We start from the raw sequence: 16,980 nt of genomic DNA on the forward strand, positions 1-16,980 counted from the left end.
AAACGGACTTCAGGCGCGCCGCAACCGCGGCCCTCGGTTACAATGCGCGGCATTCCGCCGTGCTACCGAGGTCGTCATGCAGCCGTTCGCCATCGCCCCCTCCATCCTTTCCGCCAATTTCGCCCGCCTGGGTGAGGAAGTGGACAACGTGCTCGCCGCCGGCGCCGACATCGTCCACTTCGACGTCATGGACAACCACTACGTCCCTAACCTGACCATCGGCCCGATGGTCTGCTCGGCGCTGCGCAAGCACGGCGTCAGCGCACCCATCGACGTGCACCTGATGGTCCGCCCGGTGGATCGCATGATCGGCGACTTCCTCGAAGCCGGCGCCAGCTACATCACCTTTCACCCAGAGGCTTCGGATCACATCGATCGTTCGCTGCAGCTGATCAAGGATGGCGGTGCCAAGGCTGGCCTGGTGTTCAATCCGGCTACGCCGCTGGACGTGCTCAAGTACGTCATGGACAAGATCGACATGGTCCTGCTGATGAGCGTCAACCCCGGTTTCGGCGGGCAGAAGTTCATTCCCGGCACGCTGGACAAGCTGCGCGAGGCGCGTGCGCTGATCGATGCCAGCGGCCGTGAGATCCGCCTGGAGATCGACGGTGGCGTCAATCCGAACAATATTCGCGAAATTGCGGCGGCGGGTGCCGACACCTTCGTCGCCGGCTCGGCGATCTTCAACCAGCCGGATTACAAGGCGGTGATCGACCAGATGCGCGCCGAACTGGCGCTGGCCCGCCCATGAGCCGCATCGAGCAGTTGTGTGGCGGCAAGCTGCCGCGCCTGGTGATGTTCGATCTCGACGGTACCCTGATGGACTCGGTGCCGGACCTGGCCGCCGCCGTCGACAAGATGCTGATGCTGCTGGGCCGCCCGCCCGCCGGTGTGGAGCGGGTGCGCGACTGGGTCGGTAACGGCTCGCGCGTGCTGGTGCGTCGTGCCCTGGCCGGCCGCTACGAACATGCCGGGGTCGACGAGGACGAGACCGACGCGGCGCTGGCGCTGTTCATGCAGGCCTATGCCGGGGGGCATGCGCTGACCACCGTCTACCCTGGTGTGCGCGAATGCCTGGACTGGCTGGCAGCGCGGAATGTGGCGCTCGCCGTGATCACCAACAAGCCGGCGCAGTTCGTTGCGCCACTGCTGGACGAGAAGGGCTTGGGCGGTTACTTCGGCTGGTTGGTCGGTGGCGATACGCTGCCGCAACAGAAGCCCGATCCGGCAGCTCTTTTCTGGGTGATGGACAAGGTCGGCGTGGCGCCGGCCGAATCGCTGTTCATCGGTGATTCGCGCAATGACGTGCAGGCCGCACAGGCGGCTGGCGTGCCTTGTGTCGGGCTGAGCTACGGCTACAACCATGGCCGGCCAATCGAAGACGAGCGACCCGATCTGGTGCTGGATGACCTGCGGCTGCTGGTTGCGTCGGATACGGGGCTGCGCTAGTGTGGCCGAACTCTTTTTTGCCCCGCCGAAGAGATCAGCTCGTGGTAATTACCCGCAAACAATGGATGAAAGTCATCAAGGCCCTGGCCCGTTGGCGCTGGCGCGCCTGACTTTCTCTGCCGGCCCGGCCGGCGCGTTTGCCGTTGTTTGATCGAAACCTCCTCAAGACCACGAGGCTGACATGACCCGCGAAGAATTCCTGCGTTTGGCCGCCGAAGGCCATAACCGCATCCCCCTGTCGTTCGAAACGCTTGCCGACTTCGATACGCCGCTGTCGCTCTATCTGAAACTGGCCGACGCGCCGAACTCCTACCTGCTCGAATCGGTACAGGGCGGGGAGAAGTGGGGCCGCTATTCGATCATCGGCCTGCCGTGCCGCACCGTGCTGCGGGTAGATGGCAACCAGGTACGTGTGAGCGTCGATGGCAATGAAACCGAGAGCCTCCAGGTCGAAGACCCGCTGGGCTTCGTCGAGACGTTCCAGCAACGCTATCGCGTCGCGCCGGTCGAAGGACTGTCGCGTTTCAATGGCGGCCTGGTGGGCTATTTCGGCTACGACAGTGTGCGCTACGTCGAGCGCAAGCTTGGCGGCTGCCCCAACCCCGATCCGCTGGGCACGCCGGATATCCTGTTGATGGTTTCCGACGCGGTGGTGGTATTCGACAACCTGGCTGGCAAGCTGCACTGCATCGTCCTGGTCGATCCGGCGCAGCCGCAAGCCTACGAGACGGGCCTGGCCCGCTTGAAAGCGCTGCGTGAAAAGCTTCGCCAGCCGATTGCGCCGCGCCTGGGGCTGGATTTCGAAAAGAGCAATGGCGCCGAGCCCGCGTTCCGCTCCAGCTTCAGCCACGAGGATTTCGAGCAGGCCGTACGCCGCATCAAGGAGTACATCCTCGCCGGCGACTGCATGCAGGTGGTGATCTCCCAGCGTATGTCGATTCCCTTCAAGGCTGCACCGATCGACCTCTATCGTGCGCTGCGCTGCTTCAATCCGACGCCCTACATGTACTTCTTCAACTTTGGCGATTTCCACGTGGTCGGTTCGTCGCCGGAGGTGCTGGTGCGCGTCGAGGACGGCCTGGTCACGGTGCGGCCGATCGCCGGCACGCGTCCGCGCGGCGCCACCGAGGAGGCGGATCTGGTGCTGGAGAAGGACCTGTTGTCCGATGCCAAGGAGCTGGCCGAGCACCTGATGCTGATCGACCTGGGGCGCAATGATGTCGGGCGGGTGGCGGAGACCGGGACGGTCAGGGTCACCGAGCAGATGGTTATCGAGCGTTATTCCAACGTGATGCATATCGTTTCCAACGTCACCGGCCAGTTGAAAGCTCCGTTGTCGGCGATGGATGCACTGCGTGCGATCCTGCCTGCCGGCACACTCTCCGGTGCGCCGAAGATCCGCGCGATGGAGATCATCGACGAGCTGGAACCGGTCAAGCGCGGCGTCTACGGCGGTGCCGTCGGCTATCTGGCCTGGAACGGCAACATGGATACCGCGATTGCCATCCGTACCGCGGTGATCAAGGACGGCGAGCTGCATGTGCAGGCCGGTGCCGGGATCGTTGCCGACTCGCAGCCAGCGCTGGAATGGGAAGAAACGCTCAACAAGCGCCGCGCGATGTTCCGCGCGGTGGCCCTGGCCGAACGCGACCAGCAGGAGAACTGATCATGCTGTTGATGCTAGATAACTACGACTCCTTCACCTACAACGTCGTGCAATACCTCGGCGAGTTGGGCGCGGACGTCAAAGTGGTGCGCAACGACGAGCTCAGCGTGGCCGAGATCGAGGCGCTGCAGCCGGAACGCATCGTCGTCTCGCCAGGGCCATGCACGCCGAACGAGGCGGGCGTGTCGCTGGACCTGATCCGCCATTTCGCCGGCAAGTTGCCGATTCTGGGTGTGTGTCTGGGGCATCAGAGCATCGGTCAGGCATTCGGCGGCGACGTGGTGCGTGCCCGGCAGGCCATGCACGGCAAGACCAGCCCGGTGTTCCATCATGATCAGGGCGTCTTCGCCGGCCTGAACAATCCGCTCAAGGTCACGCGCTATCACTCGCTGGTGGTCAAGCGCGAAAGCCTGCCTGAGTGTCTGGAGGTCACCGCCTGGACCCAACTGGACGATGGCTCGGTGGACGAGATCATGGGCCTGCGCCACCGGACGCTGAACGTCGAAGGCGTGCAGTTCCACCCAGAGTCGATACTCACCGAGCAGGGCCACGAACTGTTCGCGAACTTTTTGAAGCAGACCGGAGGCGTGCGCTGATGAATATCAAGGAAGCCCTCAACCGCATCGTCGGCCAGCTTGATCTGAGCACCGAGGAAATGCAGGCGGTCATGCGGCAGATCATGACCGGCCAGTGCACGGACGCTCAGATCGGTGCGTTCCTCATGGGCATGCGCATGAAGAGCGAAACCATCGACGAGATCGTCGGTGCCGTGCAGGTGATGCGGGAACTGGCCGAACCGGTGCGCTTCGATACGGACAAGCTGGTCGACACCTGCGGCACGGGTGGCGATGGGATGAATATCTTCAACGTGTCGACAGCCGCTTCGTTCGTCGTCGCTGCGGCTGGCGGCAAGGTCGCCAAGCACGGCAATCGGGCGGTGTCCGGCAAGAGCGGCAGCGCCGATCTGCTCGAGGCGGCCGGGGTTTTCCTCGACCTGACGCCCGAACAGGTGGCGCGCAGCGTCGATACGGTGGGCGTCGGCTTCATGTTCGCCCCGGCTCATCATGGCGCCATGAAGCATGCAGCCGGCCCACGACGCGAATTGGGTCTGCGCACGCTGTTCAACATCCTCGGTCCCATGTCCAATCCGGCCGGTGTACGCCATCAGGTGCTCGGTGTCTTCAGCAAGGCGCTGTGCCGGCCAATGGCCGAAGTCCTTTTGCGCCTGGGTAGCAAGCATGTGCTGGTCGTGCACGCACAGGACGGCCTGGACGAGATCAGCCTGGCGGCGCCAACGTTCGTGGCCGAGCTAAAGGATGGCGAAATCCGCGAATACAGCATCCAGCCGGAGGATTTCGGCATCAAGAGCCAGAGCCTCATCGGGCTCGACGTCGAGGATGCCCAGGGCTCGCTGGCCCTGATCCGCGATGCGTTGGGGCGCAGGCAGAGCGAAAATGGTCAGAAGGCGGCCGACATGATCGTGCTCAACGCAGGCGCTGCCCTGTATGCCGCCGATCTGGCGAGCAGCCTGAAACAGGGTGTCGAGATGGCACACGATGCGATCAGCACGGGGCTGGCGCGTGACAAGCTGGAGGAACTGGTTTCCTTTACCGCAGTGTTCAAGCAGGAGAATCAGCAATGAGCGTGCCGACCGTGCTGGAAAAAATCATCGCGCGCAAGTTCGAGGAGGTTGCCCAGCGCAGTCGCCAGGTCGGGCTGAGTGAGCTCGAGCAGCGCGCGGCTGTAGCCGATCCGGTTCGTGGCTTCGCCGCGGCGCTGCAGCGACGGGTACATGACAAGGAGGCGGCCGTCATCGCCGAGGTGAAGAAGGCATCTCCGAGCAAAGGTGTCATTCGTGATCCTTTTCTGCCGGCGGAAATCGCCGCCAGCTACGAAGCAGGCGGCGCGACCTGTCTGTCGGTGCTGACCGATATCGACTTCTTCCAGGGCGCCGATGCCTACCTGCAGCAGGCACGTGCAGCCTGCTCTCTGCCGGTCATTCGCAAGGACTTCATGATCGACCCCTACCAGGTCGTCGAGGCGCGCGCGCTCGGTGCCGACTGCATCCTGCTGATCGTCGCGGCGCTGGACGATGCGCGTATGCACGAACTTGCGGCGGTAGCCGCGGAGCAGGGGCTGGATGTGCTGGTCGAGGTGCATGACGGCGAAGAGCTGGAGCGAGCATTGCGACTGGACACACCTCTGGTGGGCATCAACAACCGCAACCTGCATACATTCGAGGTAAGCCTGGAAACGACGCTGGATCTGCTTCCGCGGATTCCGAAGGATCGTCTGGTCGTCACCGAAAGCGGCATTCTCAATCGCGCCGATGTGGAGCTGATGGAAATCAACCAGGTCTACGCGTTTCTGGTTGGCGAGGCGTTCATGCGCGCCGAGCAGCCGGGTGCCGAGTTGCAGCGCCTGTTCTATCCCGACCGCGCCCGGGGCCGTGTGGTGGCGGCCGACCCGCAGTAATGAGCGCGCCCGCCCGCGTTGCGCCGGCAGGCGGGCCGGTCGGTTTCAGCGTGTGCCGAACACCACCATGGTCTTGCCCTTGACGTAGACAAGCCCCTGGGATTCCAGGCTCTTGAGCACGCGGCCAACCATCTCGCGGGAGCAGCCGACGATGCGGCCGATTTCCTGCCGGGTGATCTTGATCTGCATGCCGTCCGGATGGGTCATGGCGTCTGGCTGCTTGCACAGATCCAGCAGCGTGCGGGCCACTCGGCCGGTCACATCGAGGAAAGCCAGGTCGCCGACCTTGCGGGTAGTGTTGCGCAGGCGTTCGGCCATCTGGCTGCCGAGCGCGTACAGGATGTCCGGGTCCTGCTGGGTCAGCTCGCGAAATTTTGCATAACTCAGTTCCGCCACTTCGCATTCTGTCTTCGCGCGGACCCAGGCGCTGCGCTCCTTTTCCGTACCTTCCTTCTCGAAAAGCCCCATCTCTCCGAAGAAGTCGCCGGCGTTCAGGTAAGCAATGATCATTTCACGGCCGTCGTCATCCTCGATGAGAATGGTGACCGAGCCTTTGACGATGAAAAACAGCGACTCGCATCGGTCGCCAGCATAAATAATGGTGCTTTTTGCCGTGTACCGCCGTCTATGGCAGTGCGCAAGCAGCTTGTCGATATTCTTTATCTTGGGCGTAAGAGATATAGCTACCATGCTGTGGGTCCCGGAATAAGTACTCGATAAGGGCTGATTATTGTTATATGTGCTGTCATTCAGCTGTAGCCAGCTTAACAGACGAAGATAGACGGGCGACAAGTTGCGACAATCGAAACGCTTGGGTCAAGGCACCTTTAGTCGCGTACGTGGCCGAGGCCAATCCAGAGCCCCGTGGTAAGCTATTCGTCCTGTTTTCTATGGAGTTGGCGATGAAAGCGCGCATTCAATGGGTCGACGGCGCAATGTTTCTGGGCGAGTCCGGCAGCGGCCACGTGGTTGTGATGGATGGCCCGCCCGAGAGTGGCGGCCGCAATCTCGGTGTGCGCCCGATGGAGATGCTTCTACTGGGGCTCGGCGGCTGCAGCAACTTCGATGTGGTCAGCATTCTGAAGAAGTCTCGCCAGGCTGTGGACAGTTGCGAAGCCTTCGTCGAGGCCGAGCGAGCCTCGGAAGATCCGAAGGTGTTCACCCGGATCCACCTGCGATTTGTCGTCAAGGGACGCGGGCTGAAGGAGGCGCAGGTCAAGCGGGCCGTGGAGCTCTCGGCCGAGAAGTATTGCTCGGCGTCCATCATGCTCGGACGCGCCGGCGTCGAGATTACCCACGCATATGAAATCGTCGAGCTCGATTAACTGCAAGGGCAAGCCTGAAAGCATTCAGATGTCAGATGACTGGTGCGTAGGGCTAACGGAGAACTACCTGTTCGGATGCGGCCCGCAATTCACCGCTGCAATTGCGCAAGCTGGGCGGTGAGCGTCTGCGTCAAGGGATACCGAGATATCGATGCCAGGCTATGCACCGTCGTATGCCGCATTGGCGGTAACCAAAGGGCGCTTCGGCGCCCTTTGTGGTGTGCTCGGGTAGTCGTATCAGATCCGATAGGTTGCCTTGGTCATGACTTTGGCCATCAGACTCATGCCGAACTTGACCGGTGCCGGGAAACGCAGACCGCCCGCTTCCAGCGCTGCCGTTGAATGCTGCGCCTCGTCTTCACGCATCTGCTCGAGAATCGCACGGGACTTTTCATCGCTGGCTGGCAGTTGGCCAAGGTGCTCGTCCAGATGCTTGCAGACCTGATCTTCTGTGGCTGCGACGAAGCCCAGGCTGATGCGATCGCTGACCAGGCCGGCAGAGGCGCCGATACCGAACGACAACCCGTAGAACAAGGGGTTGAGCACGCTGGTATGGCTACCCAGCTGGCGGATGCGCTGCTCGCACCAGGCCAGATGGTCGATCTCTTCATCGGCGGCGTGCTCCATTGCCTGACGCACCTGCGGCAGTCGTGCCGTCAGGGCCTGACCTTGATACAGCGCCTGGGCGCAGACTTCCCCCGTGTGATTGATCCGCATCAGACCCGCCACGTGCCGGGTTTCGCTTTCGCTGAGCTCTGTTTCGTTCTTCAGTACGGCAGGAGAAGGCCGCGATGGCTGCCCGCTGAACGGTAGCAATGTACGTAGCGCAGCGTCAGCCTGCATCAACAGGCGGTCGGCTGGGGAATAGTGACGTTGGCTGAGCATGTTTCCTCCGGAGAGACGAAACCGGTGACAGGTAGTGATGTGGCGGCTGTAAGAGTGTAGCTGTCAGCCGGGTGGCCAATGCATCTGACGTTGCCCGAGTACGTGCATATGGATGTGGTGAACCGTCTGGCCACCCAGGTCGTTGCAGTTCATCACCACCCGAAAGCCGTCCTGGCAGCCTTGCTCTTCAGCCAGACGCTGAGCGGTGAAGAGGATGTGTCCAGCCAATGCCTTGTCATCTTCCTCGTGCAGGTCGTGCAAGGTGGCAATGTGTTTTTTGGGAATGACCAGGAAGTGAACCGGGGCCTGGGCGGCGATGTCGTGGAAGGCGATGACCTGATCGTCCTCGTAAAGCTTGCGCGCGGGGATATCCCCGGCCACGATCTTGCAAAACAGACAATCCATGGCAGTTCTCCGGGAGAGATCGGGCGCACAGTGTATCAGGGCATCCGTGCCGAAGTGAGTCTGCACAGGGAGGTGATGTGAGGAACGATATACATGATCTGGGCCTGGTCCTGGAGTCCAGGGTGAAGCTGGTGCTGGTCGAGTCCTGGGACGAGCGCAGGGTGCTCGAAACGCTGAGTGGGCTGGCCGTCCGGCAGGGGACGGGGTTGTCTGTCTGGTCAGCGAGCGACGGCCTGCGGCGCCTGGGATTTACTGGAGAGCTGCAGGGCGGGGAGGATAGCTGCAAGCCGGAGGTCGCGCTGAGGTTGGTGAAGCACGACCCGCTTGCCAACCTCTATGTGTTCTGCGATCTGCACCCGTTTCTCGACGAGCCTCGTCTGGTCCGGCTGCTCAAGGACATCGCAATGAACGAGGCGTCTTGCGCACCCACCCTTGTGCTGGTTTCCCACGCGCTGAAGCTGCCGCCGGAGGTACAACGCTATTCGGCACGATTCAGCCTTTCTCTGCCGGCCGATGAAGAGTTGCTTGCCATCGTCCGCGAAGAAGCAGCCCGCTGGAGCGAGCGCAACCGCGCAGCGCGGGTGCGTACGGACAACCGCACGCTGCAGCAGGTGGTGAAGAATCTTCGTGGCTTGAGTCACGCGGAGGCGCGCACTCTGGCGCGAAACGTGATCTGCGATGACGGCGCCATCACACAGGAAGATCTGCCGGAGCTCAATCGCAGCAAGTTTCAGCTGCTGGATCTCGGTGCGGTGCTGGGTTTCGAATACCAGACTGCCCGCTTCGCCGAGGTGGGCGGCCTGGCTAACTTCAAGCGTTGGTTGGCAGAGCGGCAAGGCGCCTTTCTGTCTGCACGGGGTGATGACTGGCCGCGGGGGGTCATGCTGGTTGGCGTTCAGGGAGGTGGCAAAAGCCTGGCTGCCAAGGCTGTAGCGGGATTGTGGGGATTGCCGTTGCTGCGGCTGGATTTCGCTTGCCTGTACAACAAGTATTTTGGCGAAACGGAGCGCAATCTGCGGGAAGCTCTGGCCTTGGCGGAGCAAATGGCCCCTTGCGTGTTGTGGATGGACGAGATCGAGAAAGGGCTGGCGAGCGGCGATATGGATGGCGGAGTGAGTCAGCGGGTGCTGGGCACCTTGCTGACTTGGATGGCCGAGCGAACGGCCCCGGTCTTCATGGTTGCTACCGCGAATGCAATCGATCGATTACCTCCGGAGCTCTTGCGCAAGGGGCGTTTCGACGAGCTTTTTTTCATTGATCTACCAGACCAGCCCACACGCACCGAGATATTCCGCATTCATCTTGAGCGGCGCGAGCTTGCCGTCGATGATCTGGAACTTACGGCGCTGGCCGAGGCCAGTGATGGCTTTTCCGGAGCCGAGATCGAGCAGGTGGTGGTCAGTGCTGTCTATGCCGGACAGGCCCAGCAACGGCCAATCGACCAGGCGATGCTGGTGGAGTGCATTCGCGGGACGTCGCCGCTGTCGGTGGTGATGGCCGAGGATCTCGCTGCGCTGCGGCAATGGGCTCGTGGCCGCACTGTTCAGGCCGGCTGACCGCAACGTCCGGCACTATCAGCGGGTGCCGGGGCGCAGATCCATCAGCGCGGGGGCTGCCACCAGAACGGCTACGATGAGCACCAGCCAAAGCAGCGCGAGGACCTTGACGGCTCGGCTGTTGGGTGGCGGAGGAGATCCATAGCGATTGACGTCGCGGTTTCCCGGCACCAGCAGCATGACGAAGGGGAACAGGCTGCCGACCAGCGGTACCAGATTCAGCAGGATAAGCCAGCCGGACCAGCCGAAGTCGTGCAGTCGTTGCACACCGAGCTGCACATTGACCACCATCCAGGCCATGCCGATCAGGCCGATGCAGACGAATCCGGCAATGCCGGACATCGCCATGATGATCGCGGCGACGCCCAACAGCCCCACCGCAGCGCACACGGCGACCAGCGACCAGGCGAGATAACGCAAACGCCCGATGCGTCCCGTCACCGAGAATGGTCTGAGCTGGCCATGCACTGGCATGGGCTCGCCAACTTCTGCGGAGGGCGGCGCATAGGGCGATGCCGCTGCGGCAGCCGGCGTCGTGCCGCTGGGTGGCGGCGCCTGTCGGGCCAGGTATTTTTCGATAACGATCCCGCATGCCCGGCAGCTAGTGGACTGCGGCTGCGTATGACCGCATTTGGGGCAGGCCATGGGGGTGGCTTCAGTCTGAGCGGCCAGCGCTGTGGCCTCTTCCTCCGTCTGTGCCAGGCACAGCGGCGGGTCCGGGCGCTCCGGCGTCTTGTAGGCCCGGGCGCCGGCGCGCAGCAGTGCGGCCAGGTATCTGTCCGCCTCGGCGCTGTCGAGCTTGCTCTTGATCACCGTCGCTTGGCCATCGAACAGCCGCTCGATCTTGGTGGCGTCGGTCTTGAATAGTGCTGCGAGATTGTCCTTGACGGTTTGCAACGCTATTCCGGATACGAGCTCGCCGTTGAAGACGATCTTGAACTGAGTTTCCTGCATGTGGCGTCCATGTCACAGGGTCGATATCGGTCGAGAGGGTAGAGGGCTTGCCTGGCCGAAACAAGGCGCTTCGAGCAGTAGTCGAACGGGCCAGCAAAATCCTTCTGGCCCACGCCGGATCAGAAGGGCCTGACGACAACCAGAATCACGATGGCGAGCAGGAAAAGAACCGGCACTTCGTTGAACCAGCGGTAGAACACGTGACTGCGAGCGTTCTCGTCACGGGCAAAGCGCTTGAGTTGAGCGCCGCACATGTGGTGATAGCCGATCAACACAAGTACCAGGCTCAGTTTCGCGTGGAGCCAGCCGCCAGTACCGAACAGGCCTGGATTGAGCGCAATCATCCATACCCCGAACACCAGCGTGGCAATCATCGAGGGCAGCATGATGCCGCGATAAAGCTTGCGCTCCATGACCTTGAAGCGCTCCCTGCTCGGCTGATCGTCGCTCATCGCGTGATAGACGAACAGGCGTGGTAGATAGAACAGGCCGGCAAACCAGCAGACGACGGCGATGATGTGCAGCGCTTTGAGCCAGAGGTAGAGCATTGATTGAATCCTTGAGGGGCGAATGGCGTCGATAGTAGTGGCTGGGATGGGCTCCGTCATCCCGGCGGTTGGCCCGAGCTCCAAGCAGCTTTATCATCGCGCTTTTACGTTGTCAGTTGAGGGTAGGTCATGATCAAGGTCGGTATCGTTGGCGGCACAGGCTATACGGGCGTCGAGTTGCTGCGCCTACTTGCTCAGCATCCGCAGGCCGAAGTGGCGGTCATAACCTCACGCTCCGAGAACGGCGTGAAAGTCACCGACATGTATCCCAATCTGCGGGGCCACTACGACGGCCTGGCATTCAGTGTGCCGGATGCGGCTACGCTGGGTAGCTGCGATGTCGTGTTCTTCGCAACACCCCACGGCGTGGCCCATGCACTGGCTGCTGAGTTGCTGGCGGCCGGCACCCGCGTAATCGATCTATCGGCCGATTTCCGTCTGCAGGATGCCGAAGAGTGGGCCAAATGGTATGGCCAGCCCCACGGTGCCCCTGAGTTGCTTCCGGAGGCTGTGTACGGTTTGCCTGAAGTCAATCGTGAGCAAATCAGAAAGGCGCGGCTCATTGCCGTTCCTGGCTGCTATCCAACTGCGACGCAGCTTGGCTTTATCCCTTTGCTCGAGCGTGGGCTGGCCGATACGTCACGCCTGATTGCTGATTGCAAGTCGGGCGTTAGCGGTGCCGGTCGCGCGGCAAAGATCGGGTCGTTGTTCGCTGAGGCAGGTGAAAGCATGATGGCCTATGCCGTCAAGGGGCACCGGCATCTCCCTGAGATCAGTCAGGGATTGCGCCGTGCGGCCAACCTTGATGTCGGGTTGACCTTCGTTCCACATCTGACACCAATGATTCGAGGCATCCATGCAACGCTGTATGCGACTGTCGCCGATACTTCGGTCGATCTTCAGCGGCTTTACGAGCAGCGCTATGCCGATGAGCCCTTTGTGGACGTGATGCCTGCTGGAAGTCATCCGGAGACGCGCAGCGTTCGCGGGGCAAATGTCTGCCGTATTGCCGTCCATCGGCCTCAGGGCGGAGACTTGGTGGTCGTGCTTTCGGTGATCGACAATCTGGTCAAGGGTGCGTCAGGTCAGGCCGTCCAGAACATGAATATCTTGTTTGGCCTGGACGAGCGGCTGGGGCTTGGCAATGTCGCATTGCTACCCTGAGGCTCCATTCCGGAGCTGCGGGCCAAGGTGCGCTGAATAGTTGACCGGATTTGTCAGGAAAGCCGATAATGCATCGTCAATGCAGTAGGGCGTATCACGCCAGGAGAACCCAATGAGTGTCGAATCCTTCACGCCCACCGCCATCCAGTTCAGTCAGGGGGCTGCGAGCAAGGTGAAGAGCCTCGTCGATGAGGAAGGCAACCCGCGCTTGAAGCTGCGTGTCTTCGTCACGGGTGGTGGCTGCTCGGGTTTTCAATATGGCTTCACTTTCGATGAAGACATTGCCGATGACGATACCGTGATCGAACGGGAGGGCGTCAGTCTGGTGGTTGATCCCATGAGCTATCAGTACTTGGCTGGTGCGGAGGTCGACTACCAGGAAGGCCTGGAAGGCTCTCGTTTCGTCATCAAGAATCCGAATGCCACGACTACTTGCGGATGTGGCCAGTCGTTTTCCATCTGACGTTACGGTTCTGTGCCAGACGCCGTGCGATGCACGGCGTTTTCATTTGTCCTCAAGCCGGATAGATGGCACCCAGGATTCGGCTGCCTCGAGCGCCGGTGACCTGTGGGCGGTTGGCCGGAATTCCTTCCAGGCAGCAGTGGGCCAGCCAGGCGAAAGCCATTGCCTCGACCCAGTCCGGCGGAACGCCGTAACCTTGCGTGCTCTTGACTTCACACTGCGCAAGCAGTGTCTGTAAGCGATGCATCAGGGTGGTGTTATGCGCGCCACCGCCACACACCAGCAGCTCCGTGGTATCGGCTTGTGCCGCCAAGAGCGACTCACTGATACTGCTGGCCGTCAGTTCGAGCAATGTTGCCTGAACGTCCTCTGGGTGCAAGCCCTTGCGGTGTTCGAGGTGAGCATCGAGCCAATCCAGGTTGAACAGCTCACGTCCAGTGCTCTTTGGACCCCTGGCCGTGAAAAAAGCCTCACTGAGCATGGCGGTCAGCAATTCCCGATTCACTGCACCGCTCGCTGCCCAGGCGCCGTTGCGGTCGAAAGGCTGGCCCAGATGCCGCTGTGTCCAGGCATCCATCAGCACGTTACCCGGACCGCAATCGAAACCATAGGACGGCTGACCGGGGGAGAGCAGGCTGAGGTTGCTGAATCCCCCGACGTTGAGAACGGCCCGGGCTTGCTGCGCGTCGCCCCCGAAGAGGGATTCGTGGAAGGCAGGCACCAGCGGAGCGCCCTGGCCGCCGGCAGCGACATCGCGGCGGCGAAAGTCGGCGACGACGGTAATGCCGGTCAGTTCGGCCAGGAGCGCCGGATTGCCGATCTGGATCGTGAAGCCGCGTTGTGGTTCGTGTCTTACGGTTTGTCCGTGGCTGCCGATGGCGCGTATTGCACGCGGGGATATCTGCTGCTGGTCCAGCAGTTCGGCGATGGTTTCCGCAGTCAATCTCACCCACTGTTGCTCGGCGAGTGCCGCTCTAGCCAACTCATCCTGCCCGGAAGAGCATAACGCCAACAGCTCCTGGCGAAGCGCCGTTGGCAGCAATGCGAAGCGCGTTGCCAGCAGTCGGGTGCTGCTGCTCTGTTCGACAAGGGCGACGTCCAGCCCATCCAGACTGGTACCGGACATCACGCCAAGGTAGAAGGGCATGCTTATTGCCTGTTCAGAGCCAGCATGGTGGCCTTTTCTTCGTCCATGCGAGCCATCAGTGGTTGGCTTAGCTGCATGAAGCGTTGCTTCTCGGCCTTGGCGATGGGGTCAGCCATTGGCAGCTTCAGCCCGAGTGGGTCGACATGTACGCCATCGACCTGGAACTCGTAGTGTAGGTGCGGTCCGGTGGACAGGCCGGTGGTCCCGATGTAGCCGATGATCTGACCCTGTTTGACGGCCGATCCATTACGCACGCCTTTGGCAAAACCCTGCATGTGTGCATAGAGGGTTCGGTAACGATGGCCATGCTGGATGATCACGGTATTGCCGTAGCCGCCTTTTCGCCCGGCAAGCAGCACCTTGCCGTCTCCCGCGCTCTTGATCGGCGTCCCGTGGGGAGCCGCATAATCGACGCCTTTGTGCGCCCGGATCTTGTTCAGGATCGGATGCTTGCGGCCATTGGAGAAGCGGGAACTGATCCTGGCGAAATCGACCGGCGTTCGGATGAACGCCTTGCGCATGCTGGTGCCGTCTGCGTTGTAGTAACTGGTCGCGCCATCCTTGTTGGTGTAGCGAACGGCCGAGTACGTCTTGCCTCGGTTGGTAAAGCGCGCGGCAAGGATATTGCCGGTTCCGACGCGCTCGCCGTCTACGGTTTTCTCTTCGTAGATCACCTCGAAACTGTCGCCCTTGCGAATGTCGAGCGCGAAATCGATGTCGTAGCCGAAAACATTGGCTAGGTCCATCGTCAGGTTGTGGCTAAGACCGGCCTGCTTTGCAGCGAGAAACAGGCTGCTGTCGATTTCGCCGCGAGCATAGACGGTGCCGACTTCCGGTTTGATTTGCTCCTTTTTGAAAGCGTACCCGTCAGAGGTCTTCTCCAGCGCAAGAGTTTCCAGGCTGTTGAGTTTGCTGCGTAGGCTCTTCAGTTCGCCTTGCTCGGTCAGCCCGAATTCGAGCATTTGGCCCACTTTCAGCCGGGAAAAACGCTTGGCTTCCTTACTGCTGGAGAGCACCGCATGCAGGGTTGACGAGGGGAGGCCGATCTTGGCAAACACCGTCGACAAGGTATCGCCACTGGCTACGACTATGGTCTTCGTCTGTGGGTCCGCCTGGGGAACTGAGGCCTGAGCTATTGGCTCATTAGAAGGTGCTTCATGCTGGGCTTCTGTCGATGCATCCGGCGCCGGTGTGTGCGCAAAAGGCGAATCCGGTGGGCTTTGTGGATCGGCTTCGGGCGCGGCGGAGAACTGCTCTGAAGATGATTCGAGTTGGAGATCAATGAAGGTCTTCTTGGCTTCGACTTCGCGTGATGGAAATACGAGCAGAGCCAGGCTCAGCAGCGCAGCTACACCACTGGCAGCCAGAAGATGGCTCTTGGGGTAGTTCGGAGCTTTTGATTTGGAAGGCATCATTCGGCTTCTGGCATTTTTGAACGGAAATAACTGTCTAAAATATAAGCAAAGGTCCCCGGAGGCAACCCTTGGGACGGCCGAACTGCCGATTGGTAAGGGGGGGTGTGGCTTGTATTCGGGCCGCGATATTGTAAGGTTGTTGCCCTTTATTAAATGGTACGGGGCATGCCATGAAATCGGTTGAAGAGCAACTGTCGGTGATCAAACGGGGCGCTGATGAGGTGCTCGTCGAGTCGGAGCTGGTCGCCAAGCTTGAGCGAGGCGAGCCTTTGCGCGTCAAGGCTGGATTCGATCCTACTGCCCCCGACCTCCATCTCGGGCATACGGTGCTCATTAATAAGCTGCGCCAGTTTCAGGATCTGGGTCATCAGGTCATCTTTCTTATAGGGGATTTCACCGGGATGATCGGTGACCCTAGCGGCAAAAGCGCGACTAGGCCGCCATTGACTCGAGATCAGGTGCTTGAGAACGCTGAAACCTACAAGACCCAGGTTTTCAAAATCTTGGACCCGGCGAAGACCGAGGTGGCGTTCAATTCGTCTTGGATGGACAGGCTGCAGCCGGCAGATTTCATTCGCCTAGCTTCGCAATACACAGTAGCTCGAATGCTTGAGCGCGACGACTTTAGCAAGCGCTACTCGACCAATCAGCCCATCGCTATCCATGAGTTCCTTTATCCGCTGGTCCAGGGATACGACTCGGTTGCGCTTAAGGCTGATGTCGAGCTTGGTGGTACGGATCAGAAATTCAACCTTCTCATGGGGCGCGAGCTGCAGCGGGTATACGGGCAGGCGTCCCAGTGCGTGGTGACCATGCCGTTGCTTGAGGGCTTGGATGGTGTCAAGAAGATGTCCAAGTCGCTTGGCAATTATGTCGGGATCCAAGAGCTGCCTGGCGTTATGTACAGCAAGCTCGTGTCGATTCCTGACGCGCTAATGTGGCGATATTTTGAGCTGCTCAGCTTTCGCTCAATCGAGGAGGTGGCGGAGTTTCGTGCCGACGTAGAGCGCGGGGCCAATCCTCGGGACATCAAGATCAAGTTGGCAGAGGAAATTGTTGCTCGCTTTCACGGGGAGGAGGCTGCGGCGAGCGCTCATCGATCGGCTGGCAATAGAATGAAAGAGGGCGAGCTCCCGGAAGATCTGCCAGAAATCGAGCTGCAGTCTGACGAGGATATGCCAATCGCATCCGTTCTTAATAAGGCCGGGCTCGTTAAGAACGCTGCGATGGCCCGCGACTTACTGAACTCTGGCGGTGTGCGCGTTGATGGCCAGGTCGTAGATCGTAGCTTTGTGTTCAAGCGTGGCGCAGTCCATGTTTGCCAGGCGGGTAAGAAGTCGTTTGCCCGTATCGTGCTGGCGACGGAATAAAACTGAAATAAACGGTTGACGTTGATTCTCAGGCCCCTATAATGCGCACCACTTCCGGCGCAGTCCTTAAGCAAAACCTCTTGTAAATCAAAAGGTTAGCGAAAAAAAAGGGTTGCACGGATGGCGGATTCGAGTAGAATGCGCCGAGCTGACAGGGT

18 protein-coding genes are annotated in these 16,980 nt (G+C 60.8%); 11 read left to right on the forward strand and 7 right to left on the reverse strand.

Annotated elements, in window-relative coordinates; genetic code table 11:
• The first annotated feature begins 76 nt into the window (after window positions 1–76).
• The 6 genes from rpe to trpC all read left to right on the forward strand — a co-directional run bounded on the left by rpe (window position 77) and on the right by trpC (window position 5,590).
• Entirely contained in the window at window positions 77–751 is a 675-nt protein-coding gene (gene rpe / locus B597_RS36285; protein WP_003296704.1) for a ribulose-phosphate 3-epimerase, read from the forward strand.
• Window positions 748–1,449 (forward strand): phosphoglycolate phosphatase, encoded by a 702-nt coding sequence (locus tag B597_RS36290; RefSeq protein WP_003296703.1) that lies wholly within the window; start codon window positions 748–750, stop codon window positions 1,447–1,449. The genes rpe and B597_RS36290 overlap by 4 nt, the downstream gene beginning before the upstream one ends.
• Before the next feature lie 181 nt (window positions 1,450–1,630).
• Window positions 1,631–3,115, forward strand: coding sequence for an anthranilate synthase component I (gene trpE / locus B597_RS36295; protein ID WP_003296702.1), 1,485 nt, complete (start codon window positions 1,631–1,633; stop codon window positions 3,113–3,115).
• A 2-nt stretch (window positions 3,116–3,117) separates the two neighbouring features.
• Window positions 3,118–3,711, forward strand: coding sequence for an aminodeoxychorismate/anthranilate synthase component II (locus B597_RS36300; RefSeq protein WP_024162105.1), 594 nt, complete (start codon window positions 3,118–3,120; stop codon window positions 3,709–3,711).
• Window positions 3,711–4,757, forward strand: coding sequence for an anthranilate phosphoribosyltransferase (trpD, locus tag B597_RS36305; protein ID WP_003296701.1), 1,047 nt, complete (start codon window positions 3,711–3,713; stop codon window positions 4,755–4,757). Before B597_RS36300 ends, trpD begins: the two co-directional genes overlap by 1 nt.
• Window positions 4,754–5,590, forward strand: coding sequence for an indole-3-glycerol phosphate synthase TrpC (gene trpC / locus B597_RS36310; RefSeq protein ID WP_003296700.1), 837 nt, complete (start codon window positions 4,754–4,756; stop codon window positions 5,588–5,590). The genes trpD and trpC overlap by 4 nt, the downstream gene beginning before the upstream one ends.
• A 45-nt stretch (window positions 5,591–5,635) precedes the next feature.
• Here the strand turns inward: trpC and crp are convergent, their stop codons facing one another.
• On the reverse strand, window positions 5,636–6,280 hold the full coding sequence (gene crp / locus B597_RS36315) for a cAMP-activated global transcriptional regulator CRP (protein WP_003296698.1): 645 nt from the start codon (window positions 6,278–6,280) through the stop codon (window positions 5,636–5,638).
• 212 nt (window positions 6,281–6,492) lie between these two features.
• Here crp and B597_RS36320 point away from each other — a divergent pair, with 212 nt between their 5' ends.
• Complete coding sequence (locus B597_RS36320) at window positions 6,493–6,915, forward strand: OsmC family protein (RefSeq protein WP_003296697.1); 423 nt, start codon at window positions 6,493–6,495, stop codon at window positions 6,913–6,915.
• 237 nt (window positions 6,916–7,152) lie between these two features.
• Here B597_RS36320 and coq7 read toward each other — a convergent pair whose 3' ends face one another.
• Both coq7 and B597_RS36330 read right to left on the reverse strand, forming a co-directional pair.
• Window positions 7,153–7,800 (reverse strand): 2-polyprenyl-3-methyl-6-methoxy-1,4-benzoquinone monooxygenase, encoded by a 648-nt coding sequence (coq7, locus tag B597_RS36325; protein ID WP_003296696.1) that lies wholly within the window; start codon window positions 7,798–7,800, stop codon window positions 7,153–7,155.
• Between the two features lie 63 nt (window positions 7,801–7,863).
• Complete coding sequence (locus B597_RS36330) at window positions 7,864–8,205, reverse strand: histidine triad nucleotide-binding protein (protein WP_003296695.1); 342 nt, start codon at window positions 8,203–8,205, stop codon at window positions 7,864–7,866.
• A 77-nt stretch (window positions 8,206–8,282) separates the two neighbouring features.
• On the opposite strand from B597_RS36330, the gene B597_RS36335 reads away from it, so the two are divergent.
• Window positions 8,283–9,761 carry an AAA family ATPase gene (locus B597_RS36335; RefSeq protein ID WP_003296694.1) on the forward strand — a complete coding sequence of 493 codons (1,479 nt, stop codon included), beginning with the start codon at window positions 8,283–8,285 and terminating at the stop codon, window positions 9,759–9,761.
• Between the two features lie 18 nt (window positions 9,762–9,779).
• Here B597_RS36335 and B597_RS36340 read toward each other — a convergent pair whose 3' ends face one another.
• Window positions 9,780–10,715 (reverse strand): DUF805 domain-containing protein, encoded by a 936-nt coding sequence (locus B597_RS36340; protein WP_003296693.1) that lies wholly within the window; start codon window positions 10,713–10,715, stop codon window positions 9,780–9,782.
• 119 nt (window positions 10,716–10,834) lie between these two features.
• Window positions 10,835–11,263 (reverse strand): protoporphyrinogen oxidase HemJ, encoded by a 429-nt coding sequence (gene hemJ / locus B597_RS36345; RefSeq protein WP_003296691.1) that lies wholly within the window; start codon window positions 11,261–11,263, stop codon window positions 10,835–10,837.
• A 129-nt stretch (window positions 11,264–11,392) separates the two neighbouring features.
• On the opposite strand from hemJ, the gene argC reads away from it, so the two are divergent.
• Complete coding sequence (gene argC / locus B597_RS36350; protein WP_003296690.1) at window positions 11,393–12,427, forward strand: N-acetyl-gamma-glutamyl-phosphate reductase; 1,035 nt, start codon at window positions 11,393–11,395, stop codon at window positions 12,425–12,427.
• A 112-nt stretch (window positions 12,428–12,539) separates the two neighbouring features.
• Window positions 12,540–12,890 (forward strand): iron-sulfur cluster insertion protein ErpA, encoded by a 351-nt coding sequence (gene erpA / locus B597_RS36355; protein ID WP_003296689.1) that lies wholly within the window; start codon window positions 12,540–12,542, stop codon window positions 12,888–12,890.
• A 52-nt stretch (window positions 12,891–12,942) separates the two neighbouring features.
• Here erpA and B597_RS36360 read toward each other — a convergent pair whose 3' ends face one another.
• Together B597_RS36360 and B597_RS36365 are read right to left on the reverse strand one after the other, a co-directional pair.
• Window positions 12,943–14,037 carry an anhydro-N-acetylmuramic acid kinase gene (locus tag B597_RS36360; protein WP_003296688.1) on the reverse strand — a complete coding sequence of 365 codons (1,095 nt, stop codon included), beginning with the start codon at window positions 14,035–14,037 and terminating at the stop codon, window positions 12,943–12,945.
• A gap of 2 nt (window positions 14,038–14,039) precedes the next feature.
• On the reverse strand, window positions 14,040–15,452 hold the full coding sequence (locus B597_RS36365; RefSeq protein ID WP_003296687.1) for a peptidoglycan DD-metalloendopeptidase family protein: 1,413 nt from the start codon (window positions 15,450–15,452) through the stop codon (window positions 14,040–14,042).
• A gap of 170 nt (window positions 15,453–15,622) precedes the next feature.
• Between B597_RS36365 and tyrS the strand changes: the two genes are divergently transcribed.
• Complete coding sequence (tyrS, locus tag B597_RS36370) at window positions 15,623–16,822, forward strand: tyrosine--tRNA ligase (protein ID WP_003296686.1); 1,200 nt, start codon at window positions 15,623–15,625, stop codon at window positions 16,820–16,822.
• Window positions 16,823–16,980 lie beyond the last annotated feature (158 nt).

Origin of the sequence: Stutzerimonas stutzeri KOS6 (assembly GCF_000307775.2) — a bacterium.
Classification (GTDB): Bacteria; Pseudomonadota; Gammaproteobacteria; order Pseudomonadales; family Pseudomonadaceae; genus Stutzerimonas; species Stutzerimonas stutzeri_B.